This window comes from Citrobacter sp. Cpo012 (genome assembly GCF_030333015.1).
Taxonomy (GTDB): Bacteria; Pseudomonadota; Gammaproteobacteria; order Enterobacterales; family Enterobacteriaceae; genus Citrobacter; species Citrobacter portucalensis.
The window spans coordinates 179,016-204,113 of sequence record NZ_JAOWGR010000036.1; the positions used below are offsets into that span (position 1 = coordinate 179,016).

General features: G+C 51.0%; 24 protein-coding genes and 6 tRNA genes. 16 read left to right on the forward strand and 14 right to left on the reverse strand.

Going from position 1 to position 25,098, the window contains the following annotated elements; all coding sequences use genetic code 11:
• Nucleotides 1-20: 20 nt before the first annotated feature.
• The 3 genes from ptsH to cysZ all read right to left on the reverse strand — a co-directional run bounded on the left by ptsH (nucleotide 21) and on the right by cysZ (nucleotide 2,558).
• Nucleotides 21-278 carry a phosphocarrier protein Hpr gene (ptsH, locus tag OGX90_RS07630; RefSeq protein WP_002913505.1) on the reverse strand — a complete coding sequence of 86 codons (258 nt, stop codon included), beginning with the start codon at nucleotides 276-278 and terminating at the stop codon, nucleotides 21-23.
• Nucleotides 279-661: 383 nt separating this feature from the next.
• Nucleotides 662-1,633 carry a cysteine synthase A gene (gene cysK, locus OGX90_RS07635; RefSeq protein ID WP_003038091.1) on the reverse strand — a complete coding sequence of 324 codons (972 nt, stop codon included), beginning with the start codon at nucleotides 1,631-1,633 and terminating at the stop codon, nucleotides 662-664.
• A 163-nt stretch (nucleotides 1,634-1,796) separates the two neighbouring features.
• Entirely contained in the window at nucleotides 1,797-2,558 is a 762-nt protein-coding gene (gene cysZ, locus OGX90_RS07640) for a sulfate transporter CysZ (RefSeq protein WP_057066948.1), read from the reverse strand.
• A gap of 230 nt (nucleotides 2,559-2,788) precedes the next feature.
• Between cysZ and zipA the strand changes: the two genes are divergently transcribed.
• From zipA to OGX90_RS07655, 3 genes are all read left to right on the forward strand, one after another.
• On the forward strand, nucleotides 2,789-3,796 hold the full coding sequence (gene zipA / locus OGX90_RS07645) for a cell division protein ZipA (RefSeq protein ID WP_286623463.1): 1,008 nt from the start codon (nucleotides 2,789-2,791) through the stop codon (nucleotides 3,794-3,796).
• A 71-nt stretch (nucleotides 3,797-3,867) separates the two neighbouring features.
• Nucleotides 3,868-5,883: an NAD-dependent DNA ligase LigA gene (gene ligA, locus OGX90_RS07650; protein WP_060683464.1), complete on the forward strand. Its 2,016-nt coding sequence runs from the start codon at nucleotides 3,868-3,870 to the stop codon at nucleotides 5,881-5,883.
• 1 nt (nucleotide 5,884) lies between these two features.
• Nucleotides 5,885-6,103 carry a DUF3820 family protein gene (locus tag OGX90_RS07655; RefSeq protein WP_111465276.1) on the forward strand — a complete coding sequence of 73 codons (219 nt, stop codon included), beginning with the start codon at nucleotides 5,885-5,887 and terminating at the stop codon, nucleotides 6,101-6,103.
• Here OGX90_RS07655 and OGX90_RS07660 read toward each other — a convergent pair.
• Nucleotides 6,100-7,098 (reverse strand): bile acid:sodium symporter family protein, encoded by a 999-nt coding sequence (locus OGX90_RS07660; protein ID WP_003038103.1) that lies wholly within the window; start codon nucleotides 7,096-7,098, stop codon nucleotides 6,100-6,102. The two genes, OGX90_RS07655 and OGX90_RS07660, sit on opposite strands and share 4 nt — an antisense overlap.
• A gap of 89 nt (nucleotides 7,099-7,187) precedes the next feature.
• On the opposite strand from OGX90_RS07660, the gene OGX90_RS07665 reads away from it, so the two are divergent.
• From OGX90_RS07665 to OGX90_RS07695, 7 genes are all read left to right on the forward strand, one after another.
• Nucleotides 7,188-8,114, forward strand: coding sequence for a LysR family transcriptional regulator (locus tag OGX90_RS07665; protein WP_003834913.1), 927 nt, complete (start codon nucleotides 7,188-7,190; stop codon nucleotides 8,112-8,114).
• 428 nt (nucleotides 8,115-8,542) lie between these two features.
• Complete coding sequence (locus tag OGX90_RS07670) at nucleotides 8,543-9,634, forward strand: YVTN family beta-propeller repeat protein (RefSeq protein ID WP_286623465.1); 1,092 nt, start codon at nucleotides 8,543-8,545, stop codon at nucleotides 9,632-9,634.
• A gap of 77 nt (nucleotides 9,635-9,711) precedes the next feature.
• Nucleotides 9,712-10,107 carry a DUF302 domain-containing protein gene (locus OGX90_RS07675; RefSeq protein ID WP_286623467.1) on the forward strand — a complete coding sequence of 132 codons (396 nt, stop codon included), beginning with the start codon at nucleotides 9,712-9,714 and terminating at the stop codon, nucleotides 10,105-10,107.
• A 230-nt stretch (nucleotides 10,108-10,337) separates the two neighbouring features.
• Nucleotides 10,338-10,607, forward strand: coding sequence for a YdgH/BhsA/McbA-like domain containing protein (locus OGX90_RS07680; RefSeq protein ID WP_008785396.1), 270 nt, complete (start codon nucleotides 10,338-10,340; stop codon nucleotides 10,605-10,607).
• 325 nt (nucleotides 10,608-10,932) lie between these two features.
• Nucleotides 10,933-11,766, forward strand: coding sequence for a xanthosine phosphorylase (xapA, locus tag OGX90_RS07685; protein ID WP_008785395.1), 834 nt, complete (start codon nucleotides 10,933-10,935; stop codon nucleotides 11,764-11,766).
• 56 nt (nucleotides 11,767-11,822) lie between these two features.
• A complete protein-coding gene (locus tag OGX90_RS07690) occupies nucleotides 11,823-13,079 on the forward strand; it encodes a nucleoside permease (RefSeq protein WP_003834901.1) in 1,257 nt (418 codons plus the stop codon).
• Between the two features lie 98 nt (nucleotides 13,080-13,177).
• Nucleotides 13,178-14,062, forward strand: a complete 885-nt coding sequence (locus OGX90_RS07695) for a LysR family transcriptional regulator (protein WP_191226957.1) — start codon at nucleotides 13,178-13,180, stop codon at nucleotides 14,060-14,062.
• A gap of 150 nt (nucleotides 14,063-14,212) precedes the next feature.
• On the opposite strand, the gene OGX90_RS07700 is transcribed toward OGX90_RS07695, so the two are convergent.
• The 4 genes from OGX90_RS07700 to OGX90_RS07715 form a co-directional block, all read right to left on the reverse strand.
• A tRNA-Lys gene (locus OGX90_RS07700) sits at nucleotides 14,213-14,288 on the reverse strand.
• A 4-nt stretch (nucleotides 14,289-14,292) separates the two neighbouring features.
• Nucleotides 14,293-14,368: transfer RNA gene (locus tag OGX90_RS07705), tRNA-Val, on the reverse strand.
• 47 nt (nucleotides 14,369-14,415) lie between these two features.
• A tRNA-Val gene (locus OGX90_RS07710) sits at nucleotides 14,416-14,491 on the reverse strand.
• A 46-nt stretch (nucleotides 14,492-14,537) separates the two neighbouring features.
• A tRNA-Val gene (locus OGX90_RS07715) sits at nucleotides 14,538-14,613 on the reverse strand.
• 258 nt (nucleotides 14,614-14,871) lie between these two features.
• Here OGX90_RS07715 and gltX point away from each other — a divergent pair.
• Nucleotides 14,872-16,287 (forward strand): glutamate--tRNA ligase, encoded by a 1,416-nt coding sequence (gene gltX, locus OGX90_RS07720; RefSeq protein WP_048234782.1) that lies wholly within the window; start codon nucleotides 14,872-14,874, stop codon nucleotides 16,285-16,287.
• A 56-nt stretch (nucleotides 16,288-16,343) separates the two neighbouring features.
• Here the strand turns inward: gltX and OGX90_RS07725 are convergent, their stop codons facing one another.
• Both OGX90_RS07725 and OGX90_RS07730 read right to left on the reverse strand, forming a co-directional pair.
• On the reverse strand, nucleotides 16,344-16,736 hold the full coding sequence (locus OGX90_RS07725) for a MerR family transcriptional regulator (protein ID WP_003834896.1): 393 nt from the start codon (nucleotides 16,734-16,736) through the stop codon (nucleotides 16,344-16,346).
• Nucleotide 16,737: 1 nt separating this feature from the next.
• Nucleotides 16,738-17,100, reverse strand: a complete 363-nt coding sequence (locus tag OGX90_RS07730; protein WP_286623469.1) for a YfeC-like transcriptional regulator — start codon at nucleotides 17,098-17,100, stop codon at nucleotides 16,738-16,740.
• A gap of 221 nt (nucleotides 17,101-17,321) precedes the next feature.
• Between OGX90_RS07730 and OGX90_RS07735 the strand changes: the two genes are divergently transcribed.
• Nucleotides 17,322-17,397: transfer RNA gene (locus OGX90_RS07735), tRNA-Ala, on the forward strand.
• A gap of 42 nt (nucleotides 17,398-17,439) precedes the next feature.
• Nucleotides 17,440-17,515: transfer RNA gene (locus tag OGX90_RS07740), tRNA-Ala, on the forward strand.
• A gap of 150 nt (nucleotides 17,516-17,665) precedes the next feature.
• Here the strand turns inward: OGX90_RS07740 and nupC are convergent.
• Entirely contained in the window at nucleotides 17,666-18,868 is a 1,203-nt protein-coding gene (nupC, locus tag OGX90_RS07745; RefSeq protein ID WP_003834893.1) for a nucleoside permease NupC, read from the reverse strand.
• Between the two features lie 273 nt (nucleotides 18,869-19,141).
• Here nupC and OGX90_RS23890 point away from each other — a divergent pair, with 273 nt between their 5' ends.
• Together OGX90_RS23890 and OGX90_RS07750 are read left to right on the forward strand one after the other, a co-directional pair.
• Nucleotides 19,142-19,216 (forward strand): hypothetical protein, encoded by a 75-nt coding sequence (locus tag OGX90_RS23890; RefSeq protein WP_418219455.1) that lies wholly within the window; start codon nucleotides 19,142-19,144, stop codon nucleotides 19,214-19,216.
• Nucleotides 19,213-20,451 carry an Nramp family divalent metal transporter gene (locus tag OGX90_RS07750; RefSeq protein ID WP_008785392.1) on the forward strand — a complete coding sequence of 413 codons (1,239 nt, stop codon included), beginning with the start codon at nucleotides 19,213-19,215 and terminating at the stop codon, nucleotides 20,449-20,451. Before OGX90_RS23890 ends, OGX90_RS07750 begins: the two co-directional genes overlap by 4 nt.
• Nucleotides 20,452-20,483: 32 nt before the next feature.
• On the opposite strand, the gene ypeC is transcribed toward OGX90_RS07750, so the two are convergent.
• Together ypeC and mgrA are read right to left on the reverse strand one after the other, a co-directional pair.
• A complete protein-coding gene (gene ypeC, locus OGX90_RS07755; RefSeq protein WP_003834889.1) occupies nucleotides 20,484-20,810 on the reverse strand; it encodes a DUF2502 domain-containing protein YpeC in 327 nt (108 codons plus the stop codon).
• Nucleotides 20,811-20,947: 137 nt separating this feature from the next.
• Entirely contained in the window at nucleotides 20,948-21,937 is a 990-nt protein-coding gene (mgrA, locus tag OGX90_RS07760) for an L-glyceraldehyde 3-phosphate reductase (RefSeq protein ID WP_071445181.1), read from the reverse strand.
• A 182-nt stretch (nucleotides 21,938-22,119) separates the two neighbouring features.
• On the opposite strand from mgrA, the gene OGX90_RS07765 reads away from it, so the two are divergent.
• Nucleotides 22,120-23,772 carry an alpha-keto acid decarboxylase family protein gene (locus OGX90_RS07765; protein ID WP_198801504.1) on the forward strand — a complete coding sequence of 551 codons (1,653 nt, stop codon included), beginning with the start codon at nucleotides 22,120-22,122 and terminating at the stop codon, nucleotides 23,770-23,772.
• Here the strand turns inward: OGX90_RS07765 and OGX90_RS07770 are convergent, their stop codons facing one another.
• Nucleotides 23,773-25,008 carry an ion channel protein gene (locus tag OGX90_RS07770; protein ID WP_008785389.1) on the reverse strand — a complete coding sequence of 412 codons (1,236 nt, stop codon included), beginning with the start codon at nucleotides 25,006-25,008 and terminating at the stop codon, nucleotides 23,773-23,775.
• Between the last annotated feature and the right edge of the window lie 90 nt (nucleotides 25,009-25,098).

The window sequence follows — 25,098 nt, forward strand, 5'->3', positions numbered from 1 at the left end:
TTTAAAAGAACTCGTTGAACTTACTCGAGTTCAGCCATCAGTTTAACCAGATGCTCAACTGCTTTCTGCTCGTCTTCACCTTCTGCGGACAGGGTGACAACGGTACCCTGAGTCAGGCCCAGAGTCTGCAGTTTAAACAGGCTTTTGGCGCTAGCGCTTTTGCCGTTGGAAGTCACAGTAATTTCAGAAGTAAAGCCTTTTGCTTCTTTAACAAACTGAGCAGCAGGGCGAGTATGCAGACCGTTCGGAGCGGTAATGGTAACTTCTTGCTGGAACATTATATTTCCCCAACTTATAGGTTTAGTGTTGTGGAACTAAAGTCTAGCCTGGCGGCTCAACTTTAGCCTGTATTGTTAGCATCGGCGTAAACTGGACGCGACACAAAAGGAGTTCGGTGCAATCCGTTGCTGGCAACTTCTTGCCGCTGACGTTTCGTTCGTCATTAAACATTATGCCGCGAAAGGAAGAGTTGAACCAAATCATAAAATCGATTCAGCTAGCGCTTTTCCTGTAACGATTAATTTCGCGCATCAAAATAATTAGTTTGGTTAAATACCAGTTCCGGCGGGCTGAATCAATGCCAGGCGAGTTGAAACTTTGAAGCAGGCCACAAAAAAGCACCCCAAAGGGTGCTTTTTTACGCGTTTTTAACATGCTGGCACTACTGTTGCAGTTCTTTCTCTGTAAAGAGATCGGCAAACAGTGCAGTGCTCAGATAACGCTCACCCGATGACGGTAGAATAACCACTATATTCTTATTGGTAAAGGTTTCATCTTCCTGGAGCTTAAGCGCGGCAGCAACCGCAGCACCGGAAGAGATCCCAGCCAGAATACCTTCTTCTTCCATCAGACGACGCGCAGTAGAAATAGCTTCATCATTAGTGATGGCAACGACTTTATCGATAAGCTTCAGATCAAGGTTACCCGGAATGAAGCCTGCGCCAATACCCTGAATTTTATGCGGGCCTGGTTTGAGTTCTTCACCAGCCAGCGCCTGGGCGATAACCGGGGAGTCGGTAGGTTCAACCGCGACGGTGATCAGATCGGTTTTGCCTTTAGTGCCTTTAATGTAACGGGTCACACCAGTCAACGTACCGCCGGTACCGACGCCGGAAATAAAGACATCAACCTGGCCATCGGTATCTTCCCAGATTTCCGGGCCGGTGGTTTTTTCGTGGATTTCCGGGTTTGCCGGGTTGCTGAACTGCTGCAGCAGCAGGAATTTTTCCGGATCGCTGGCCACAATTTCTTCCGCTTTCTGAATCGCGCCCTTCATACCTTTTGCGCCTTCGGTCAGCACCAGGTTCGCTCCCAGCGCTTTTAAGAGCTTGCGGCGCTCAATGCTCATGGTTTCAGGCATGGTCAGAGTCAGTTTGTAGCCGCGAGCTGCGGCAACGTAGGCCAGCGCAATCCCTGTGTTGCCGCTGGTTGGTTCGACCAGCTCTACACCCGGTTTCAGTACACCACGTTTTTCGGCATCCCAAATCATGTTGGCACCGATACGGCATTTGACGCTAAAGCTTGGGTTGCGTGATTCCACCTTCGCCAGAATGCGTCCGTTACCGATACGGTTCAGTCGAACCAGCGGCGTATGACCGATAGTCAGCGAGTTGTCTTCAAAAATCTTACTCATGGCCTGTCCTTAACTGTATGAAATTGGGATACCGCTTCAGCATACCTGTTGAGAAAGTATGGGGAAGTAAGGAATTCGTATATCTATATGCCACCAGGAAATAATGCGTTGCAGTATGGAATAAGAGCGGGCATAAGCCAGCCCGCTTTTACACATTTTTGCATTACTTCCATAACGCGTGCTTAGCACGATAGCAGTCTACCCACATCGCCGTGGCACCACAAACCGCGACCGGCATGATGAACAGATTGAGCACCGGAATCATGGTGAACAGGCTGGTCAATGCGCCAAATTGCATATTGGTGACCTTGCGTGTGCGCAGCGCGACGCGCATCTCCTTAAAAGGCACCTTATGGTTATCAAACGGATAATCGCAGTACTGAATGGCCAGCATCCACGCGCTGAACAGGAACCACAGCACCGGGGCGACGGTCTGCCCAATACCCGGAATGAAATAGAGGATCAGCAACACGACGGCGCGCGGGAGATACCACGCCAGCTTTTGCCATTCACGTTTCATAATACGGGGAACATCTTTCATGATGCCGAGAACGCCGGTGTCAGGCGGTGTTGCGCCCGTTAAGCGTGCTTCCAGCTGTTCTGCCAGCAGACCGTTAAACGGCGCGGCAATCCAGTTGGCTATGGTGGAAAACAGGTAGCCGAACACCAGTAGTACGGAGATAGTGACAATCGGCCACAGCAAGTAGCTGAGCCACTGAAGCCAGTCAGGGACGTGACTCATCAGCGCAGGGATCCAGCTATCGAGTTGTGTGAATAGCCACCAGAATGCGCCGCCCATCAGCAGGATATTCACCAGCAAAGGCAGGATGACAAAGCGACGAATGCCCGGTTGGGTGATGAGCTTCCATCCCTGTGAAAAGTAATAAAGGCCGCTGCGAGGTACGACTGCAGATGATGAAACCATGGTCAGGACATACTCCTTGTTATATAAGCTCTGGTAAACTTTGCGTATCTTACCGGGTTGTTGAGCGTTAAGCTGTTCAGAAATGTTCGAAAAAACAGCAAAAAGCACAATTTTGTTCATCTTTATGCCGTGAAAGCCAAGAGTGCACTTGCACTTGGCGTAATCGACAAATACTCTTAGTGAGTAAATGTTTGCCGTGGTGGCAAGGTGTTAGAACAACAGAGAATATAATGATGCAGGATTTGCGTCTGATATTAATCATTGTTGGCGCGATCGCCATAATCGCTTTACTGGTACATGGTTTTTGGACTAGCCGTAAAGAGCGGTCTTCTATATTCCGCGATCGCCCACTGAAACGCATGAAGTCTAAACGTGAAGACGAGGATTCGTTCGACGACAACGTCGAGGAAGACGAAGGCGTGGGCGAAGTTCGCGTTCATCGTGTGAATCATGCTCCCGGTAACGCGCAGGAACATGGTGTTCCTCCTCAGTCGCCGCAACACCAGTACCAGCCGCCTTATGCGTCTGCTCAGCCGCGTCAATCCGCGCCGCAGCCTGCACAAGCGCCGGTACCGCCGCCGCATGCTCAGCCGCAGCCCGTGCAACCGCAGCAGCCGGTGCAACATCAGCCTGTTCAGCAACAACCTGTGCAGCAGCCGATGCAGCATCAGCCCGTTGCTCCGCAGGTTCAGCAGCCCGTGCAGCAAGCACCGCAACCTGCACCGCAGGCTTTCCAGCCCGCAGAGCCTACCGTTGAACATCAACCGCAGCCTGAGCCGGTAGTTGAAGAAGCGCCTGTTGCTGAAAAACCACAGCGTAAAGAAGCGGTCATTATTATGAACGTTGCGGCGCATCACGGTAGTGAGCTCAACGGTGAAGTGCTACTCAACAGCATTCAGCAAGCCGGTTTTAAATTTGGCGATATGAATATTTTCCATCGTCATTTGAGCCCGGATGGCAGCGGTCCTTCGCTGTTCAGCCTTGCCAATATGGTTAACCCAGGAACGTTTGACCCCGAAATGACGGGTGATTTCAGCACCCCTGGCGTGACTATTTTTATGCAGGTTCCGTCCTACGGTGACGAGCTGCAAAACTTTAAGCTGATGCTGCAGTCCGCACAGCACATTGCCGATGAAGTGGGTGGTGTGGTGCTCGACGATCAACGTCGCATGATGACGCCGCAGAAACTGCGCGAGTATCAGGACCGCATCCGCGAAGTTAAAGAATCTCACGCCTGATTTTCCTCTGGCGTGACATCTCCTTGCTAAACCCCCGCCTGTCGGGGGTTTTTTATCATTGATGGTGCGATATGGAATCAATCGAACAACAACTGACAGAACTGCGAACCACGCTTCGCCATCATGAGTATCTCTACCATGTGATGGATGCGCCGGAAATTCCCGATGCGGAATACGATCGCCTGATGCGTGAACTGCGCGAGCTGGAAGCGCAGCATCCGGAACTTATCACCCCCGACTCGCCAACCCAGCGTGTTGGCGCCGCCCCGTTAGCAGCGTTCAGCCAGATTCGCCATGAAGTGCCAATGCTGTCGCTGGATAACGTGTTTGATGAAGAGAGTTTTCTCGCCTTCAACAAGCGCGTGCAGGACAGACTGAAGAGTACGGATAAACTAACCTGGTGCTGCGAACTGAAGCTGGACGGGCTGGCGGTCAGTATCCTGTATGAAAACGGTGTGCTGGTCAGTGCCGCAACGCGTGGTGATGGTACTACGGGTGAGGATATTACCTCGAACGTGCGCACCATCCGTGCGATCCCGTTAAAACTGCGTGGCGATAACATTCCGACGCGTCTGGAAGTGCGCGGTGAAGTGTTCCTGCCGCAGGCCGGATTTGAAAAAATTAACGAAGAGGCCCGCCGCACTGGCAACAAAGTGTTTGCTAACCCGCGTAACGCAGCGGCCGGGTCATTGCGCCAGCTCGATCCGCGTATTACAGCGAAGCGACCGCTTACTTTCTTCTGCTATGGCGTAGGTGTGCTGGAAGGTGGTGTGTTGCCTGATACCCACCTGGGCCGTCTGCTGCAATTTAAAGAGTGGGGATTGCCGGTGAGCGACAGAGTTACGCTTTGCGACTCTCCGGAGGAAGTACTTGCTTACTATCACAAGGTTGAAGAAGACCGACCGACGCTGGGATTCGATATCGACGGTGTGGTGATCAAAGTCAACTCCATGGTGTTGCAGGAACAACTGGGTTTTGTTGCCCGCGCGCCGCGCTGGGCTGTGGCCTTTAAGTTCCCGGCGCAAGAGCAGATGACCTTCGTACGTGATGTTGAGTTTCAGGTTGGTCGTACCGGGGCGATTACGCCTGTCGCCCGCCTTGAGCCAGTTCAGGTTGCCGGGGTGTTGGTCAGTAACGCCACCTTGCACAATGCGGATGAAATTGAGCGTCTTGGTTTGCGTATTGGCGATAAAGTCGTCATTCGCCGTGCGGGCGATGTCATCCCGCAGGTAGTGAATGTCGTGCTTTCCGAGCGCCCGGACGATACGCGTGAAATTGAGTTTCCCACCCACTGTCCGGTATGCAACTCTGACGTTGAGCGTGTGGAAGGCGAAGCGGTCACTCGCTGTACCGGTGGTTTAATCTGCGGGGCGCAGCGTAAGGAATCGCTGAAACACTTCGTTTCCCGCCGCGCGCTGGACGTTGACGGCATGGGCGATAAAATTATCGATCAACTGGTCGAGAAAGAGTATGTCCACACGCCAGCGGATCTCTTCACACTGACCGCAGGTAAGCTGACCGGTCTTGATCGTATGGGACCGAAATCGGCACAAAATGTGGTGAATGCGCTGGAAAAAGCGAAAGAAACGACGTTTGCCCGTTTTCTCTACGCGCTGGGTATTCGCGAAGTCGGTGAAGCCACGGCGGCTGGTCTGGCGGCGCATTTTGGCACCCTTGAGGCGCTGGAAGCGGCTTCCATTGAAGAGCTGCAAAAAGTGCCGGATGTCGGCATTGTGGTAGCGACCCACGTGTTTAATTTCTTTGCTGAAGAGAGTAACCGCGAGGTGATCGTCCAACTGCTGGCGCAGGGGATTCACTGGCCGGCGCCGGTGGTCATCAACGCTGAAGAAATCGACAGCCCCTTCGCGGGTAAAACGGTAGTGCTGACCGGGAGCCTGAGCCTGATGTCACGCGATGACGCCAAAGCGCGACTGACTGAGTTGGGTGCAAAAGTGGCCGGCAGCGTATCGAAGAAAACCGACCTGGTGATTGCCGGTGAAGCGGCGGGTTCGAAGCTGGCAAAAGCGCAGGAACTGGGTATTGCCGTGATCGATGAAGCTGAAATGATCCGCTTACTGGGTGCCTGAGATGGAAAAAGAGCAGCTCGTTGAAATCGCCAATACCGTGATGCCCTTTGGCAAATATAAAGGGCGTCGGCTGATTGATGTACCGGAAGAGTATCTGCTGTGGTTTGCCCGTAAAGATGAATTCCCGCCGGGCAAGCTCGGCGAGCTGATGCAAATCACGCTGCTGATTAAAACTGAAGGGCTGACGCAACTGGTGCAGCCCCTGAAACGCCCGTTCTAAGCCTTTGCGGCGCGGCTTTTCTGCTGCGCCTGCAATGCGTCTGTTTGTTGCTTGTAGCGACGTGCCAGCACGGCACACACCATCAGCTGAATTTGATGGAAGATCATCAACGGCAGCACCATCATTCCTATCACTGACGTCGGGAACAGAATATTTGCCATTGGGATCCCATTCGCCAGGCTCTTTTTCGATCCACAAAAGACAATGGTGATCTCATCGGCTTTGTTGAAGCCGCATTTCCGCGCAACAAAGACGTTGATGCCAATCACGATTGCCAGCAATACGATGCTGACCACCACGATAAACAGCAGTGAGCCAATCCCCACTTTGTGCCAGATCCCGTTAACCACGGCTTCACTGAAGGCGGAGTACACCACCAGCAAGATGGAGGATTGGTCCGTTTTGGCGATCCATTTTTTATGTCGGGACACCCAGTTACCAATCCACGGACGTGAAAGATGTCCCAGTACGAACGGCAGCAACAGTTGCAGCATGATTTTCCCCACCTGCTCCAGACTGCCTTCTGCGCCATGCATATTCATTACCAGGCCAACCAGTAACGGCGAGAGAAAAATACCCAGCAGGCTGGAGGCCGAAGCGGAACACACGGCGGCAGCAACGTTACCCCCCGCCAGCGACGTAAAAGCGATTGCCGACTGCACCGTGGCCGGCAAAATACACAGGTACAGGAAACCGGTGTACAGCATCGGGTCAACATTTACCGGTGCCCACCAGGCGAACAGAACGCCCAGCACCGGGAAAACAACAAACGTGCTGCACATCACCCACAGATGTAAACGCCAGTGACTACCGCCGGCAATAATGGCTTCACGCGAAAGCTTCGCCCCGTGCATAAAAAACAGTAGGGCAATGGCAGCGGTGGTTAAGCCTTCAAAGAAAGGTACAAAGCCACCTTCGGCCGGGAAAAAGGACGCCAGTAAAACGACCGTAATCAACGTTATCGTGAACGGATCAAGGATACGAAAAAGTTTCATAAAAGCTCCTGAAATTCGGTAGGAACATTTTGCGTTTTTCTGTTTGAGAAATAAAATTGATTTATTGCATCCATATATGAATCGAATAGATGAATTACTCTCTGCGTCAGCTCCGTATCTTTGTTACCGTCGCTCAGGCCAAAAGCTTTAGCCGGGCGGGGGATATCATTGGCTTAAGCCAGTCTGCGGTCAGCCACAGCGTTAAAGAGCTGGAAGGGCAGACGGGTGTGCGGTTGTTAGATAGAACAACGCGGGAAGTAGTGCTGACGGAAGCAGGGCACCAGTTGGCGGCGCGGCTGGAACGTATTCTGGATGAACTGCACAGCACGCTGCGTGAAGCAGGCCAGGTGGGAACGCAGTTAACCGGAACGGTGCGCGTTGCCGCCAGCCAGACAATATCTGCTCACCTTATTCCACAGTGTATTGCCCAGAGTAATCAGCTTTATCCAGCAATCGATTTTGTGCTGCACGATCGTCCGCAACAGTGGGTGCTGGAGAGTATTCGTCAGGGCGAGGTGGATTTTGGCATTGTGATAGATCCAGGTGCTGTGACCGATCTACAGTGTGAAGCAGTGTTATCCGAACCGTTCCTGCTGTTGTGTCGAGAGGATCATCCGCTAGCCCAACGCGAATGGGTAAATTGGCAGGATTTATATCATGAGCGCCTGGTATTACAGGATTACGCTTCCGGCAGTCGACCGTTGATCGATGCGGCACTGGCTCACTTTTCCATTGAGGCCAATATCGTTCAGGAGATAGGTCACCCTGCCACGCTTTTCCCGATGGTTGAGGCGGGGATTGGTATCAGCGTGCTGCCTGCGCTGGCGCTTCCTCTGCCACAGGGCAGCCATTTGCAGGTTAAACGCCTGACGCCGGTTGTGGAACGACAATTGATGCTGGCACGACGTAAAAATCGTTCTTTATCGACTGCGGCCCAGGCGCTGTGGGACGTAGTACGGATGCAGGCCAGTGAATTAACCGCCGGTCGGGCACGGGATCCTTTGTACCAGCTTTAACGATATGGCTGGTGTTAGTCATGTCGTTAAGTTTGGCTTTCAGTATCGATGAACTGATCGTTAACTTTTATATTTTTACCCGGCACCGGACTACCTCTTTATATTTATAAATTCTCCTGCGATATTCTTAGGCAATTGCTTAGCTTGCGGATTTGTAAGGCTATTTTAAATTATTACTTTTTTTCTTGACCTTCCACTTGCTGGAAGGTTGATACTCTTTATACGCAAGTACGGATAGCAGTATCTAATACAATGATGTATAGCAATTGATTAATGAAATGACTAAGCAATTTATACAGTAACTCGTTATAGGTAGAATTAACACGATCCCGATGGAGTAATATTAGTGACATGTTAAATAATCCTACAATAGCTGGTTGCTGAAACTAATCCGGTAAATATATTTAACTAATGGGGTATTGGCGGCGATGATAAGAAAAAATAATATTTTAATTGCAATGCAAATTAGTATGCTGGCATGGTCTGGTTATACGTTTGCAGCAGACAGAGTGTATGTAGCAAATGAAGGTGCAGATTCAGTTAATGTACTTGATGCTGCGTCTTTAAAGACTGTAGATAAAGTACATGTTGGTAAAATGCCGCATAACGTTCAGGTGTCACCAGACAATAAAACAGTTTGGGTAACCAACCTTGGTGCTAACGGGACACATTCATCAGGCTCTGAACATATGGATATGAGTAAAGATGCCCATTCTGAGAAAATGGATATGGGCAAAGATTCTCATGCAGGCAAAAAGGAACATGGCGAAGTTTGGGTTATTAATGCCGAAAATGATACGGTTATTGCAAAACTTCCGGTTGGCGCACACCCTGCGCATGTTGCCGTCACCCCTGATGGGAAAATGGCGTATATCTCAAATAGTGCAGATAACACTATCAGCGTGATTGATGCAGAACATTTGAAAAATTTAACGACAATTAATGTAGGTAAATTCCCTCATGGCCTCAGAGTGAGTCCTGACGGTAAAGAAGTTTATATCGCGAATATGAAAGGGGGCTCGGTATCCGTTGTCGATACAGCCAGTAATAAAGAAGTCGCGCAGATCCCATTAGGTAAAATGCCAGCCCAGGTAGGTTTCTCACCGGACGGAAAACGGGTGTTTGTTTCCCTGTCTGGTGAAGACGCTGTAGCGGTGATTGATACAGCAACGCGTAAAGTTGTGAAGAAAATTAATGTTGGTACCGTACCAATCCAGCTGTTTGGCACTCCGGATGGTAAAAGCATGCTGGTAACCAATCAGGGCTCGAAGAGCAAGCCGGGTAACACAATAAACATGATTGATATCGCAAGCCTTACGGTAGCGAAAACCATCACCACTGGCGATGGGGCCCATGGCGTGGTTGTCGATAAAAATGGCAAGTATGCTTACGTAACTAACTCATTTGCAAACTCTGTTTCGATGATTGACATTAATGAGCGTAAGGTAGTGAACACGCTCCCGGTAGACAACAACCCAAATGGTATCAGCTGGGGCTCTGTCGAAGTGACGCCTAAATAACTGTGCTAGCATTTATCAATACCCGTCATTCGCTGGCGGGTATTTTCATGAATATTCTATAAATAAAGGAACGACAGATGAGAAAGCCGGAGCGGACAAAAACGCTGCCTAGTAAGTTCAATTTTGATGATACTGTAAACAGACTCGTCAGCGTATTGAATGCTAAAAATATTCGTATTTTTGTGCAGGTTGATCAACAGCAAGCGGCAACGGATGTAGGTCTTGCTCTGCGACCGACGATGTTATTTCTGTTTGGTAACCCAAAGGGTGGTACTCCTGCCATGCAAGCAAATCCTCATGCGGCAATAGAGCTACCCCTACGGGTGGTTATTTGGCAGGATGATAATGGTGATACCCATATAGATTATCAGGATGCAAGTACTGTTCTGGAGTTTGATTATGGTGTTGCACATAACGTTGTTGCTCCAGTTAACATCCTGACAACCCTTCTTAACGAAGTGGCCGGTAATTAATTGCAAATAACACTAAATGCCTCGTGGATATTTAGTGTTATTTTTCTGCGTTTATTATGCAAGTATTTAACTCGCTATAATAAACCTATTGAATAATACATATGATGTTCATTGATCTTCAATGTTTGTCAATTCGTCTATTTTATAAATAGAAGATTTTTTGTTTGCAATATTATGTGAAGAGTATATCTTGGCGCTCAAATATTAATATGTAAGTTATGAGGATAGTTATGAAAAAGACATTAGTCACATCATTGGCCGCTTCTTTGTGTTTTCTCAGTCTGTCTGCCTTTGCTGCTACAGAAATCTCGCAACAAGAAGCCAATAGTTTAAAACATGTCAAGTCAATCACCGTAACGGAAAATACGGTGAATCAATGTATGCACAAAATTTCGAAAATGGCAGATAAAGAAGGTGCTGATTTCTTTGTTATTAAGAACTTCTCTTCTATAGGCAATGGTTCTCAGGCTGTAGTGACCAGCGAACTCTATAAGAAGTAAACAGCTGTTTCCCCCGTTTTAATTATTGATTAGCGAAAGTGCGTTGTTGTACCTGCTTTCGCTTATTAATAATCAACAAATGTTTGTCAGTCATTCTCAGGGCGGGTTTTGTCAGCCCACTCGTCTAACGAATTCCTGATGTGTTGGTACTCCTTGCCATTTCTGGCAGAAAAAAAATGTGAGTTCAGGCCGATTTAGCACATGCCATCTATACCGATTTACTATCGGTTATCGGGATAAACGGTATTGGTAATCGATTGCGTAGTCTCGCTATAACAATGCGGTACGCTACGTTATTTCGATTACTCAGTATTAAGGACATCTCATGAGCCACTCTCTTTTCTCGCAAAATCCCTGGTATAGCGCTGATATCATTCGTGGTTACAAACCGGATTTTACGCCGCGCGTAGCCTTTATCCTCGGCTCAGGCCTGGGGGCGTTGGCGGATCAAATTGAGGATGCGGTTGCCATCTCTTACGAGAAACTACCAGGGTTCCCGGTGAGTACCGTACACGGTCATGCTGGTGAACTGGTGTTGGGAAATCTGGCGGGAATTCCGGTGGCCTGTATGAAAGGACGTGGACATTTCTATGAAGGTCGCGGTATGACGGTGATGACGGATGCCATTCGTACGCTGAAGCTGCTGGGCTGTGAGCTGCTGTTTTGCACCAATGCTGCAGGCTCTTTGCGTCCCGAAGTCGGACCGGGTAGCCTCGTTGCGCTTAGCGATCACATCAATACGATGCCGGGTACGCCGATGGTAGGGCCAAACGATGAGCGTTTTGGCGAGCGATTCTTTTCACTGGCGAATGCCTATGATGCTGACTACCGCGCGATCCTGCAAACTGTTGCCGCTGAGGAAGGATTCCCGCTGAGTGAAGGGGTTTTTGTCTCTTATCCGGGGCCGAACTTTGAAACCGCGGCAGAAATCCGCATGATGCAAATTATCGGTGGTGACGTGGTGGGGATGTCGGTGGTGCCTGAAGTTATCTCTGCGCGCCACTGCGGTTTGAAAGTGGTTGCGGTGGCGGCCATCACCAACCTGGCGGAAGGTCTGGGTGATGTTAAATTATCTCACGCGCAGACGCTGGCAGCGGCGGAACTCTCCCGGCAGAATTTCATCAATTTGATCTGCGGATTCTTGCGCAAACTGGCCTGAATAACTAAAAAATGACCCCGCTTGCGGGGTCTTACTTTATGGCAAGGAACGGAAAAATGGGTATCGCATCTCGCTTAAAGCTCATGTCGTTTTTGCAATATTTCATCTGGGGAAGCTGGTTGGTAACCCTGGGTTCCTACATGATTAATACCCTGGATTTTACCGGCGCGAACGTCGGTATGATTTACAGTTCGAAAGGGCTGGCGGCGATTATCATGCCGGGCATTATGGGCATCATTGCCGATAAATGGCTACGCGCCGAGCGCGCCTATATGCTTTGTCATCTGGTGTGTGCGGGCGTGTTGCTATATGCCACAACCGTTACCGATCCGCAGACCATGTTTTGGGTGATGCTGGTTAACGCAATGGCGTATATGCCGACGATTGCGTTATCGAATAGCGTCTCATACTCGTGCCTGGCGCAATCAGGTCAGGATCCGGTCACCGCGTTCCCGCCAATTCGTGTATTTGGCACCATTGGGTTTATTGTGGCGATGTGGACTGTCAGCTTGATGGGACTGGAACTGAGCAGCGCGCAGTTGTATATCGCTTCAGGCGCATCGCTGCTGCTGGCTCTGTATGCGCTTACGTTGCCGAAAATTCCGGTTGCTGAGAAGAAAGCAAACACCACGCTTGCCAGCAAGCTCGGTCTGGACGCCTTTGTCCTGTTTAAAAAACCGCAGATGGCAATCTTCTTTTTGTTTGCGATGATGCTGGGGGCGGTGTTGCAAATCACCAACGTCTTTGGCAATCCGTTCCTGCATGATTTTGCCCGTAACCCGGAATTTGCCGACAGCTTTGTGGTGAAGTACCCCTCCATATTGCTTTCCGTTTCACAGATGGCGGAGGTGGGCTTTATTCTCACTATTCCGTACTTCCTTAAACGCTTTGGCATTAAAACGGTGATGCTGATGAGCATGCTGGCATGGACGCTGCGCTTTGGCTTCTTTGCCTTTGGCGATCCGTCGCCGTTTGGTTTTGTGCTGCTGCTGATGTCGATGATCGTCTACGGCTGTGCGTTTGATTTCTTCAATATCTCGGGATCGGTATTTGTCGAGCAGGAGGTTAGCTCTAACATTCGCGCCAGCGCGCAGGGGCTGTTTATGACGATGGTAAACGGCGTTGGCGCGTGGGTGGGATCAATTCTGAGTGGTATGGCGGTGGACTATTTTTCTGTCGATGGCGTCAAGGATTGGCAAACTATCTGGCTGGTGTTTGCCGCGTATGCGCTGGCTCTGGCGGTTATCTTTGCATTGTTCTTTAAGTACAAGCATGAGCCTGAACGACTGGCACAGAAATCACCGGCACATTGACACTCCATTGGCGGCGGGTTCTGATACCCGCCGTTTCATTTTCTGCGAGGCAATGTGGTAACTTTGCGCATTATCCTTATTTCAGGAGCGCATTATCCATGGAACGCACGCACCGCATCGATCTGAAGTTACTGCGTTATTTTCTTGCTGTCGCAGAAGAACTGCATTTTGGACGTGCTGCTGCTCGCCTGAATATGTCGCAACCGCCGCTCAGTACCCATATTAAAGAGCTGGAGCAACAGCTCGGCACTTTGCTATTTATCCGTCATTCCCGCAGCGTGGCGTTAACTCACGCGGGAAAGATATTGATGGAAGAGTCGCGCCGACTGTTATCCAGTGCTAATCAGGCGCTGGCGAGAGTGGAGCAAATTGGTCGTGGTGAGGCAGGGCGAATTGAGCTTGGCGTTATCGGTACAGCGATGTGGGGAAAAATGCGTCCGGTGATGCGGCGTTTTATGAAGGATAATCCCAATGTTGAGGTGCTGTTTCGCGAGAACATGCCCGCGATGCAGATGACGATGCTGGAACGGCGTGAACTGGATGCGGGAATTTGGCGGATGGCCACTGAGCTTCCTCCCGGGTTTACCAGTTTGCGTTTGCATGAGTCCTCTTTTCTGGTTGCCATGCCGGAAGAACATCCTCTTACTGCCTGTGAGTCCATACCGCTGGAGGCGTTGAGAAATGAATATTTTGTCACAATGCCTTCCATTCATACTGACTGGGCATTTTTGCAGCGAGTTTGCCTGAGTGCTGGATTTTCCCCGATGATTATTCGTGAGGTGAGGGAGCCGCAAACGGTGCTGGCGATGATCAGCATGGGGATTGGTATTACGTTAATTGCTGACAGCTATGCGCAGATGAATTGGCCTGGCGTGGTATTTCGACCGTTAGAGGAACGTATTCCCGCAGATTTGTATATTGTGTATGACCAACAGCAGGCGACACCCGCGCTGGAGAAACTGGTAGCGGCATTGACGATGTGATGTCTGTGCCGGATGGCGACTGACGTCTTATCCGGCCTACGTGTGGGGTATTGTCTGTAGGCCTGATAAGCGTAGCGCATCAGGCGATGCAGGTTCGAATCTTATAAATCGCAGATAGCAAAAAGGCGCCTTTAGGGCGCCTTTTTACATTGGTGGGTCGTGCAGGATTCGAACCTGCGACCAATTGATTAAAAGTCAACTGCTCTACCAACTGAGCTAACGACCCGAAGTGGTGGGTGATGACGGGATCGAACCGCCGACCCCCTCCTTGTAAGGGAGGTGCTCTCCCAGCTGAGCTAATCACCCACTTCGGTACTTCAATTTTATTGTAAGAAATCCAGCTGGCGAGAAAGTGGTGGGTGATGACGGGATCGAACCGCCGACCCCCTCCTTGTAAGGGAGGTGCTCTCCCAGCTGAGCTAATCACCCACTTCTCAATTTCTTACTCTACACGGCGGAGACTACATAAAGTAGTTGGTGGGTGATGACGGGTTCGAACCGCCGACCCCCTCCTTGTAAGGGAGGTGCTCTCCCAGCTGAGCTAATCACCCCCGCTGTGTGGAGTCGCATTATAGGGAGAGTTGAAAATGAGTCAACGCATTTTCTAAAGAATTTGTTCGTTCGTCGTAAATTTAAACAAAACGATCGCAAATCAATCCATGCAGCATGATTTGTATACGAAAATGGCAAAGCGTGATGTTCCAACCTGAACAACATTGAGGAATCAGACCACAGTGATAGAATACGAGCCTGATAATCTTTCCAGGATTTGCCGGTTGTCGGCATCTTTATAAACGTAAGGCCATTTCATGAAAATCAAAACTCGCTTCGCGCCAAGCCCGACAGGTTACCTGCACGTCGGTGGTGCGCGTACTGCTCTATATTCCTGGCTTTTTGCACGTAACCATGACGGTGAGTTTGTGCTGCGTATTGAAGACACCGATCTCGAACGCTCCACTCCGGAAGCTATTGAAGCCATTATGGATGGCATGAACTGGCTGAATCTGGAATGGGATGAAGGCCCGTACTTCCAGACCAAACGTTTTGATCGCTACAACGCCGTGATTGATGAGATGCTGGAAGCCGGTACCGCGTATAAATGCTACTGCTCCAAAGAGCGTCTGGACGCACTGCGCGAAGAGCAGATGGCAAACGGTGAGAAGCCACGTTACGACGGTCGCTGCCGCCACGGGCATGAACATCATGCTGCTGATGAACCATGCGTGGTGCGTTTTGCCAACCCGCAGGATGGATCCGTTATTTTTGACGACCAGATCCGTGGGCCGATCGAATTCAGCAACCAGGAGCTGGACGATCTGATCATCCGCCGTACTGACGGTTCCCCGACCTACAACTTCTGTGTTGTGGTCGACGACTGGGATATGGAAATCACTCACGTTATTCGTGGAGAAGACCATATCAACAACACTCCGCGTCAGATTAACATCCTGAAAGCGCTGAATGCGCCGGTGCCGGTTTATGCACACGTGTCGATGATCAACGGCGACGACGGTAAAAAACTCTCTAAACGTCACGGTGCGGTCAGCGTTATGCAGTATCGCGACGACGGTTACCTGCCGGAAGCGCTGCTGAACTATCTGGTGCGTCTGGGCTGGTCCAGCGGCGATCAGGAAATCTTCACCCGTGAAGAGATGATCAAACTGTTCTCCCTTGGTGCGGTGAGCAAGTCTGCCAGTGCGTTCAACACCGAAAAACTGCAGTGGCTGAACCATCACTACATTAATTCGCTGGCACCTGAATATGTGGCAACGCATCTGCAATGGCACATTGAGCAGGAAAATATCGATACTCGCGTCGGCCCGCAGCTGTCTGAGCTGGTTAAACTGCTGGGTGAGCGCTGCAAAACGCTGAAAGAGATGGCGCAGAGCTGCCGCTACTTCTACGAAGACTTTGCTGAGTTCGACGCGGATGCAGCTAAGAAACACCTGCGTCCGGTAGCGCGTCAGCCGCTGGAAGTGGTTCGCGATAAGCTGGCTGCTATCAGCGAGTGGACGGCAGAAAACGTGCACCACGCGATTCAGGCAACCGCTGATGAGCTGGAAGTGGGTATGGGTAAAGTTGGGATGCCGCTGCGCGTAGCCGTAACCGGCGCGGGTCAGTCTCCGGCGTTAGACGTCACGGTGCATGCGATTGGTAAATCCCGCTGCATTGAGCGTATTAATAAAGCGCTGGCGTTTATTGCTGAGCGTGAAAGCCAGCAGTAAGACCGGTTGAGCTATGAAACAACGGCAGGAGCGTATCCTGCCGTTTTTTTTGCCTGTTATTCAGACTCATCAATACCCAGACGGGTAAGGAAAGTGCGAATACCTTCGCGCGAAATATACATTGCCAGCTTTTCTTGTTCCGTTGGGGACATGTTGTCCAGTGCGCTAATTATCTGGCGACAGGCGTGGCTACGCACCACGTGGGTATATTCTGCCAGCGGTTCCTCAGCCTGATAAATTTCAGGGACTTTGCGAAAAGCCGGAATATTGAGCAGAAACGTACGGACGCTGGAGTCGATATGGATCAGTCTTGCACGACCCCCTTTAACGCCGGGAAACTTTTCGGTGGTCCAGTTTTGTTCTCTGATCCAACGATTGACGGTTTGTTTGGCAACCCCGAGACATTCCGCCAGTTCTTCGGTCGTCATTTTGCTGCGTAATTTTTTCATATTATTTGTTGTCGCGGATCCCTAAGCGTTGTAACAAACCCGTAATGCCTTCACGCAGGATCAGTGACGTAAACATTTTTTGTTCTGACGGAGTCATCTCTTTGGCGAGCCTAATCAGTAGAGCTTCGATAGAGGCATCGCCGGATAACGATAAATTATCTGATAAACCTTCGGCTGAACGCTCAGCACTGCGAATGTATTCACGAACTTGTTCGGTGACGTGAACCAGACGCGCTTTACCGCCCTGTACGCCTGGTTTTGGTGATGTAGCCCAACCCTCCTTGCGCACCCATTTATTGATGGTCTGTCGGCTGTATCCGGTCAGATTAGCAAGTTCTTCTGGCGTCATCCGTTCCTTGAACATAACGATTCCCTGAATAGTCGTGGGGTTAATTAGTGGCTCATTTTATAGCACCATTTTAGTAGAAACCGTGACGCGTTTAACTACTGAATGCGAGTTGTTACGCAATGTTCTTCATTTGACTGCTTTTTCAGCGATTGAATTCTATGAGTTAATTTTGCCGTTGACACACGCGAAGGGAATTCATATGATGCCGCCCGTCAACTCGACAAGCTTTACGTAATGGGGCTATAGCTCAGCTGGGAGAGCGCTTGCATGGCATGCAAGAGGTCAGCGGTTCGATCCCGCTTAGCTCCACCAAATTTAATCCCAATAAATTTGGTACGTACGTAATAGCATCGTGGGGCTATAGCTCAGCTGGGAGAGCGCTTGCATGGCATGCAAGAGGTCAGCGGTTCGATCCCGCTTAGCTCCACCAAAATTTAAACCCTCGCTGAAAAGCGGGGGTTTTTTGTTTCTGTATCCTACCTGTTCTTACCCTGTATCTCTTCGGTTTGCTGAATAGCAGGCATAAAAAAACCGGGGAGAAGAATCTCCCCGGTCTTATCAATACGACGTTGTCTTACGCTTACAGCACCAGTGCGGCGATAGATGCAGACAGTACGCTCACCAGCGTAGAGCCGTACACCAGCTTCAGACCGAAGCGGGAAACCACGTTACCTTGCTCTTCGTTCAGACCTTTAATCGCACCGGCGATAATACCGATGGAAGAGAAGTTAGCGAAGGAGACCAGGAACACGGACAGGATACCTTCTGCGCGCGGAGAGAGCGTGGCGGCAATTTTCTGCAGATCCATCATCGCAACGAATTCGTTGGAAACCAGTTTGGTTGCCATGATACTGCCCACCTGCAGCGCTTCGCTGGACGGCACACCCATTACCCATGCAACCGGGTAGAAGATGTAGCCCAGGATGCCCTGGAAGGAGATGCTGTAACCAAACCAGCCGGTCACGGTGGCGAACAGGGCGTTCAGGGCTGCAATCAGCGCGATGAAACCAATCAGCATCGCTGCAACGATAATTGCCACTTTGAAACCTGCCAGGATGTATTCACCCAGCATTTCGAAGAAGCTCTGGCCTTCGTGCAGGTTAGACATCTGAATGTTTTCTTCGCTGGCATCAACGGTGTACGGGTTTATCAGCGACAGCACGATAAAGGTGCTAAACATGTTCAGAACCAGCGCCGCAACCACGTACTTCGGTTCCAGCATGGTCATGTACGCGCCGACGATAGACATGGAAACGGTCGACATCGCCGTTGCAGCCATGGTGTACATACGGTTGCGAGACATTTTGCCGAGAATATCTTTATAGGCGATAAAGTTCTCGGACTGACCCAGGATCAGGGAGCTGACGGCGTTGAAGGATTCCAGCTTGCCCATACCGTTCACTTTGGATAACAGGAAACCAATCGCGCGGATGATAACCGGCAGAACGCGGATATGCTGCAAAATACCGATAAGAGCGGAAATGAAGACGATTGGGCACAGCACTTTCAGGAAGAAGAATGCCAGGCCTTTGTCGTTCATGCTGCCGAAGACAAAGTTTGTCCCTTCATTAGCGAATCCGAGGAGTTTTTCAAACATCTCGGAGAAGCCTCTCACGAAGCCCAGACCGACATCAGAGTTCAGGAAGAACCATGCCAGTAACACTTCAATAACAAGCAATTGAATAACATAACGAATGCGGATTTTTTTACGGTCACTGCTTACCAGCAGTGCGAGTACCGCAACCACGGCAAGGGCCAGGACGAAATGAAGAACGCGGTCCATATTTGCTCCAAATATGAGGCAGGTTTAGTTTTCGTGCACATTCTATGTAACAACCATAAAGAAAACGAGATCAAACACACACTATAATAAGGACCTGTGACGAGATTCAAAATTAGTGATCGGTGATACACTTCTGTTATGTTTAGTATGGAAGTGAAAAGTTATGTCATTGTGCTAATCTCATAACAATAATTAAACATCTCACCGGTATTTCCAGAATCCTTATCGATCCATAGACAAACGCTATCAGAGAAATCAACTTCACCCATTAAAATGAATTTGATAATCATTCTCAATAGGCGTAGCTTGAAACATAGCAAAGGCTATGTTTCTGAGGCACTAAAATGACTAACGATCGCGTTGAGAGTAGCAGTGGACGGGCAGCGCGCAAGTTGAAGCTCGCATTAATGGGACCTGCGTTCATCGCGGCGATCGGCTACATCGATCCGGGCAACTTCGCCACCAACATCCAGGCAGGGGCCAGCTTTGGCTATAAACTGTTGTGGGTGGTGGTCTGGGCAAATCTGATGGCGATGCTGATTCAGGTGCTGTCGGCAAAGCTGGGTATTGCCACGGGTAAAAACCTGGCGGAGCAAATTCGCGATCACTATCCTCGTCCGGTGGTGTGGTTCTATTGGGTGCAGGCCGAAATTATCGCCATGGCGACAGACCTTGCTGAATTCATTGGTGCCGCGATTGGTTTCAAATTGATCCTCGGCGTGTCGTTATTGCAGGGGGCCGTGCTCACCGGTATCGCGACTTTTTTGATTCTGATGTTGCAGCGCCGTGGGCAAAAACCGCTGGAAAAAGTGATTGGCGGCTTGCTGCTGTTTGTGGCTGCGGCTTACATTGTGGAACTGATCTTTTCCCAGCCGAACTTCGCGCAACTTAGCAAGGGAATGGTTATCCCGAGCCTGCCTAATTCCGAAGCGGTGTTCCTGGCGGCTGGCGTGCTCGGCGCGACTATCATGCCACACGTCATTTATCTGCACTCTTCCTTAACTCAGCATCTGCACGGCGGAACACGTCAACAGCGCTATGCGGCCACGAAATGGGATGTGGCAATCGCCATGACGATTGCTGGATTTGTCAATCTGGCGATGATGGCGACGGCTGCCGCTGCATTTCACTTTAGCGGGCATACCGGTATTGCCGATCTCGATCAAGCGTATCTGACACTTGAACCGCTGTTGAGTCACGCTGCGGCGACGGTATTCGGTTTAAGCCTGGTGGCTGCGGGACTTTCTTCTACCGTGGTCGGTACGTTGGCCGGGCAGGTGGTGATGCAAGGGTTTATCCGCTTTCACATTCCGCTTTGGGTACGCCGTACCGTCACCATGATGCCATCATTTATTGTGATTTTGATGGGACTGGATCCGACGCGTATTCTGGTGATGAGCCAGGTATTGCTCAGTTTTGGTATTGCACTGGCGCTGGTGCCGCTACTGATCTTTACCAGTGACGGTAAGCTGATGGGCGATTTGGTGAATACCCGTTGGGTAAAACAGGTAGGCTGGGTGATTGTTGTACTGGTGGTGGCGCTTAATATCTGGCTGTTGGTAGGAACCGCACTCGGTTTGTAAAAACAAAAGGGCCCGTTGGCCCTTTTGTTACATTAATGATGATGTTTGTGGCCACGCCCGCGACCGCGGTGGTCGTCACGATCGTTCCAGCCTTCACGATAACCACGCTCATAAGCTTTGCGTTTGTCCCAGCCACGATGGTAGCCGTTGTCATGACGCCACCAGCGATTTTTGCGCCACTCATAGTTATGGTGCCAGTAATCCCGGTCGCGCCAGCGGCCGCCATCCCAGTAGTTACCGTAGTTATCGCGATCGCCAATTTGTAATTTTATTGATGGCAGCAGGGTGATTTCGCCAGCGTTCGCGGCCAGCGGTGTAAAAGCCAATAAGACTGCCGCCAGAATCAGTGACCTGAACATGTTTTCTCTCCTTCACGATCGAGCCGTAGCCGGCCTGTTAACGTAATATTACGGGGCAGTAAAGCCCCGTTTCATCGCCTTAACTCTTAAATCGCAAGTGAGAGCACTTTTTGTTAATAAATGTGTCTTTATTTCAATCAACTCAGGATAGCATCAATCTCCGCGCACTCTTCAGACGTAAAGTGACGGTTTGCCAGCATACCGACAGCGTCTTCAATCTGCGCCGTTTTACTCGCGCCAATCAGCACGGACGTGACTTTGTCATCCCGTAACACCCATGCCAGCGCCATTTGGGAAAGCTTTTGCCCGCGTTGTTCTGCCAGCACATTCAGCGCCCGCACTTTTTCCAGCTTTTGTGGAGTGATCTGGTCCGGATTCAGAAAGCGACTGGTGCTTGCCGCACGAGAATCCGCAGGAATGCCGTTCAGATAGCGGTCGGTTAACTGTCCGCCAGCCAGCGGTGAGAAGGCGATACTGCCGACACCTTTTTCCTGTAATAGTGACAGCAAGCCACCTTCGACCCAACGTTCAAACATGGAATATTTGGGCTGGTGAATAAGGCATGGCGTACCTAAATCGTCGAGTATTTCAATCGCCTGCCTGGCAAGATCTGCCGGATAGTTAGACAACCCGACGTACAGCGCTTTGCCCTGACGGACGATGTGATCCAGCGCGCGCATGGTTTCTCTGAGCGGTGTTTCAGGGTCGGGGCGATGGTGGTAGAAGATATCGACATACTCCAGCCCCAGACGCTTCAGGCTTTGATCGAGACTGGCAATCAGATATTTGCGTGAACCCCAGTCACCGTAGGGACCTTCCCACATGGTGTAGCCCGCTTTTGTGGAGATAATAAGCTCATCTCGCCACGGTAAAAAATCTTCCTGCAGGATCCGACCAAAATTACGTTCTGCCGAACCCGGTGGTGGACCATAGTTATTTGCCAGATCAAAATGGTTGATTCCCAGATCGAATGCGCGCTGTAACAATGCGCGACTGTTCTCGACCTGTGTGGTATCGCCAAAATTGTGCCACAAACCCAGAGAGACAATCGGGAGCTTAAGGCCGCTCTGACCGCAGCGGCGGTACTCCATTGTCTGATAACGATTTTCATCTGCGTGATAAACCATGTCACCCCCCTTCCACAATGCGTGTGCCTTTCAGTGTATACGGTTACACCGTCGATTCTTCAATGAATTTTTACCGCCAGAACTGTAAATCTTGCTTTCCACCCCTTCACAGCGACTTTCCTGGACAGTCATCACAGTTCTTCGATACTCAACATGAGGTTACCGTCAGAAGGATAGCTGTCATGCAAACCCCGTATTCCGTTGCTGATTATCTGCTGGACAGGCTGGCAGGCTGTGGCGTTGGCCATCTCTTTGGTGTGCCGGGCGATTATAATTTGCAGTTTCTTGACCACGTGATTGAACATCCCAACGTATGTTGGGTCGGGTGTGCGAATGAATTGAATGCGGCTTATGCGGCAGATGGCTATGCCCGGGTATCCGGGGTTGGGGCGCTGCTCACCACGTTTGGTGTGGGGGAGTTAAGCGCAATTAACGGTATCGCGGGTAGCTTCGCGGAATATGTTCCTGTTTTGCATATTGTCGGCGCACCCTGTCGCGGCGCGCAGCGTCGCGGAGAGTTGATGCATCACACTTTGGGTGACGGTGACTTTCAGCATTTTTACCGCATGCAGCAGGCGGTAACGACGGCCAGCGCGATACTGGATGAACAAAATGCCTGCTATGAGATTGACCGTGTGTTGCGAATGATGCTCAGCGAGCGCAGGCCGGGCTATCTGATGCTACCTGCTGATGTGGCTAAACAGCCTGCTACGCCACCGAATGATATTATGATTGTTCCTCTGAGCGAGCCGGAAAGCAGCGTGATAGAGGCGTTTCGCTACCATGCCCGTGAACGATTGCTGGACAGCCCACGCGTAGCGTTGCTGGCCGACTTCCTCGCGCTGCGTTTTGGCCTGCAGCCGGTTTTACAGCGCTGGATGGCGGAAACGCCGATGGCTCATGCCACGTTGTTGATGGGCAAAGGACTGTTTGATGAGCGTCACCCGGCGTTTGTTGGCACGTACAGCGCTGGAGCCAGCAGCGATTATGTACGTCAGGCGATAGAAGATGCCGATACGATAATGTGTGTCGGCACACAATTTGTCGACACCCTGACTGCTGGGTTTACACAACAGCTACCGCTGGATCGCACCATTGACGTTCAGCCCCATGCGTCACGAATTGGATCCCACTGGTTTAACATCCCGATGGAGCAGGCGGTCACCACATTACGTGAGCTGTGCCTGGAAATGTCGTTTTCTCTACCGCCAGAACGTCCGCCAATTAGGCATGTTCAGGTTGAGAAGGGCCCACTGACGCAGGAAAACTTCTGGCACACGGTGCAGCAGTTTCTGAAGCCTGATGACATTATCCTCGTCGATCAGGGAACCGCCGCCTTTGGCGCGGCTGCGCTCTCACTACCTTGCGGGGCGGAAGTACTGGTTCAACCGTTGTGGGGATCTATCGGCTACGCGCTCCCGGCGGCATTCGGCGCGCAAACGGCCTGTCCGGACCGTCGGGTGATCCTGATTATTGGCGATGGCGCGGCGCAGCTCACCATTCAGGAGCTGGGCTCCATGCTCAGAGACGGGCAATCGCCGGTTATTTTATTGCTCAACAATGACGGTTATACCGTGGAGCGGGCCATACACGGGGCAAATCAGCGCTATAACGACATCGCCGCCTGGAGCTGGACGTCGGTGCCGCAGGCGTTTAGTCGTGAATGTCAGGCCGAATGTTGGCGGGTGAAGCAGGCGGTACAGCTGGAAGAGGTGCTGGCCCGGTTGTCCCATCCGCAACGACTGTCGTTAATTGAGGTGGTGCTACCGAAAGCCGATCTTCCTGAATTATTGCGCACGGTGACCCGTGCGCTGGAATCTCGCAACGGCGGATAGCTATTTATCAGGGCGCTCAGCGACCATCATCGGTTTGCCTGCCAGCAGCAGCCAGGCGGGCAGCATGACGATGCACAGCAGTGGCAGCAGGGTGGAATCTGGCACCACCACTGCTGCCATAAACAGGCTCAGCCAGGCGTCACGGGTGACGACCAGCACCAGCCCGAGAATAGAGCAAGAAACCGTGATGGCAGCCGGCACCGCTTCAACATGGGCGTGCAGCATCAGGCCAAGCGCGACGCCAACGAATACCGCCGGGAAGATTCGTCCGCCGCGAAAACCACTCGCCGCTGCAACCACTAATGCCGTTAGTTTGATCACGGCGAGCATGAAATAATCTGATGTCCCCAGCGTTTGGCTAAACGCCATCTGCTGCATTTCGTCCAGTCCCTTAAACAAGGTAAGCGGCCCGCCGATAACACCCAAAATGCCAAGGATAAAACCGCCTGCCCCGAGGATCAGCACCGGGTGTTTTAATCGATGCATTAAATGGTGCAAACGCGGCAGACACCAGACGGCAACCATCCCAGCGGCAATGGCGATGGCAGCAACAACCGCGCCGCTGAGGATATCGATCAAGTGCATCTGCGTGTAGTGCGCGATGGGCAGTGAAAAATGGGGGTGAAAAAACAGGCTGGTGGTTAGCGAACCTGCGGCGGCGGCCATTAACGGTGCAAACAGGCGATCCCACAAGGGCACATCGTTTGAGCTATTCAGCGTTTGCGAAAATATCAGCGCGGCGGCAACGGGGGTACCAAATAGCGCGCCGATGGTACCGGCAGAGGCGAGAATGGTCCAGTCCAGCTTTGCAATGCGCGGAAACATGCGGCTACCAAGTGCCACTGCCAGAGCGATATTTACGGTCATGATGGGGTGTTCCGGACCCAGACTGACGCCACCCGCGAGGCCGAGGATTAGTGCTGCCAGCAGGCCCGGTATTGCTGACGTTGGCACCGGCATACCAATTAACGGTTCACAGGCCGGATCCGGGCCTGCGTGGCCATGGCTGTAACGGATTACTAACCCGACCATGATCCCCGTGAGTGTCAGCATACCGATAATCCAGACCGGAGAGTCCTGGGCTATACCGATGCTAACAGGCAGACGTTCCCACAAAAACTGCTGTAAAACGGAAGCCACTTTCATCACAACGATCAACACCAGGCTGGACGCTATGCCAATGATTAGCGCTGGGGTTGATAGCAAGAGCATCGTTCTGGCTCGCGGATGGAGCATTTTCTATTCCTTAAAACAGAGTCATAGACATAGTTTGCACAGCCTGTCTGACGACATCGCTGCAAATGGTGCTGAAACGATAAAGTAATT

Coding starts and splice junctions, on each gene's coding strand:
- OGX90_RS07695 (WP_191226957.1), top strand. CDS start 13,178: ATGGAACGCACGCACCGCATCGATCTGAAGTTACTGCGTTATTTTCTT.
- xapA (WP_008785395.1), top strand. CDS start 10,933: ATGAGCCACTCTCTTTTCTCGCAAAATCCCTGGTATAGCGCTGATATC.
- cysK (WP_003038091.1), bottom strand. CDS start 1,633: ATGAGTAAGATTTTTGAAGACAACTCGCTGACTATCGGTCATACGCCG.
- OGX90_RS07770 (WP_008785389.1), bottom strand. CDS start 25,008: ATGCTCCATCCGCGAGCCAGAACGATGCTCTTGCTATCAACCCCAGCG.
- OGX90_RS07690 (WP_003834901.1), top strand. CDS start 11,823: ATGGGTATCGCATCTCGCTTAAAGCTCATGTCGTTTTTGCAATATTTC.
- zipA (WP_286623463.1), top strand. CDS start 2,789: ATGATGCAGGATTTGCGTCTGATATTAATCATTGTTGGCGCGATCGCC.
- mgrA (WP_071445181.1), bottom strand. CDS start 21,937: ATGGTTTATCACGCAGATGAAAATCGTTATCAGACAATGGAGTACCGC.
- OGX90_RS07665 (WP_003834913.1), top strand. CDS start 7,188: ATGAATTACTCTCTGCGTCAGCTCCGTATCTTTGTTACCGTCGCTCAG.
- OGX90_RS07675 (WP_286623467.1), top strand. CDS start 9,712: ATGAGAAAGCCGGAGCGGACAAAAACGCTGCCTAGTAAGTTCAATTTT.
- ligA (WP_060683464.1), top strand. CDS start 3,868: ATGGAATCAATCGAACAACAACTGACAGAACTGCGAACCACGCTTCGC.
- OGX90_RS07730 (WP_286623469.1), bottom strand. CDS start 17,100: ATGTTCAAGGAACGGATGACGCCAGAAGAACTTGCTAATCTGACCGGA.
- OGX90_RS07750 (WP_008785392.1), top strand. CDS start 19,213: ATGACTAACGATCGCGTTGAGAGTAGCAGTGGACGGGCAGCGCGCAAG.
- ypeC (WP_003834889.1), bottom strand. CDS start 20,810: ATGTTCAGGTCACTGATTCTGGCGGCAGTCTTATTGGCTTTTACACCG.
- nupC (WP_003834893.1), bottom strand. CDS start 18,868: ATGGACCGCGTTCTTCATTTCGTCCTGGCCCTTGCCGTGGTTGCGGTA.
- OGX90_RS07655 (WP_111465276.1), top strand. CDS start 5,885: ATGGAAAAAGAGCAGCTCGTTGAAATCGCCAATACCGTGATGCCCTTT.
- ptsH (WP_002913505.1), bottom strand. CDS start 278: ATGTTCCAGCAAGAAGTTACCATTACCGCTCCGAACGGTCTGCATACT.
- OGX90_RS07670 (WP_286623465.1), top strand. CDS start 8,543: ATGATAAGAAAAAATAATATTTTAATTGCAATGCAAATTAGTATGCTG.
- OGX90_RS07765 (WP_198801504.1), top strand. CDS start 22,120: ATGCAAACCCCGTATTCCGTTGCTGATTATCTGCTGGACAGGCTGGCA.
- gltX (WP_048234782.1), top strand. CDS start 14,872: ATGAAAATCAAAACTCGCTTCGCGCCAAGCCCGACAGGTTACCTGCAC.
- OGX90_RS07725 (WP_003834896.1), bottom strand. CDS start 16,736: ATGAAAAAATTACGCAGCAAAATGACGACCGAAGAACTGGCGGAATGT.
- cysZ (WP_057066948.1), bottom strand. CDS start 2,558: ATGGTTTCATCATCTGCAGTCGTACCTCGCAGCGGCCTTTATTACTTT.
- OGX90_RS07680 (WP_008785396.1), top strand. CDS start 10,338: ATGAAAAAGACATTAGTCACATCATTGGCCGCTTCTTTGTGTTTTCTC.
- OGX90_RS07660 (WP_003038103.1), bottom strand. CDS start 7,098: ATGAAACTTTTTCGTATCCTTGATCCGTTCACGATAACGTTGATTACG.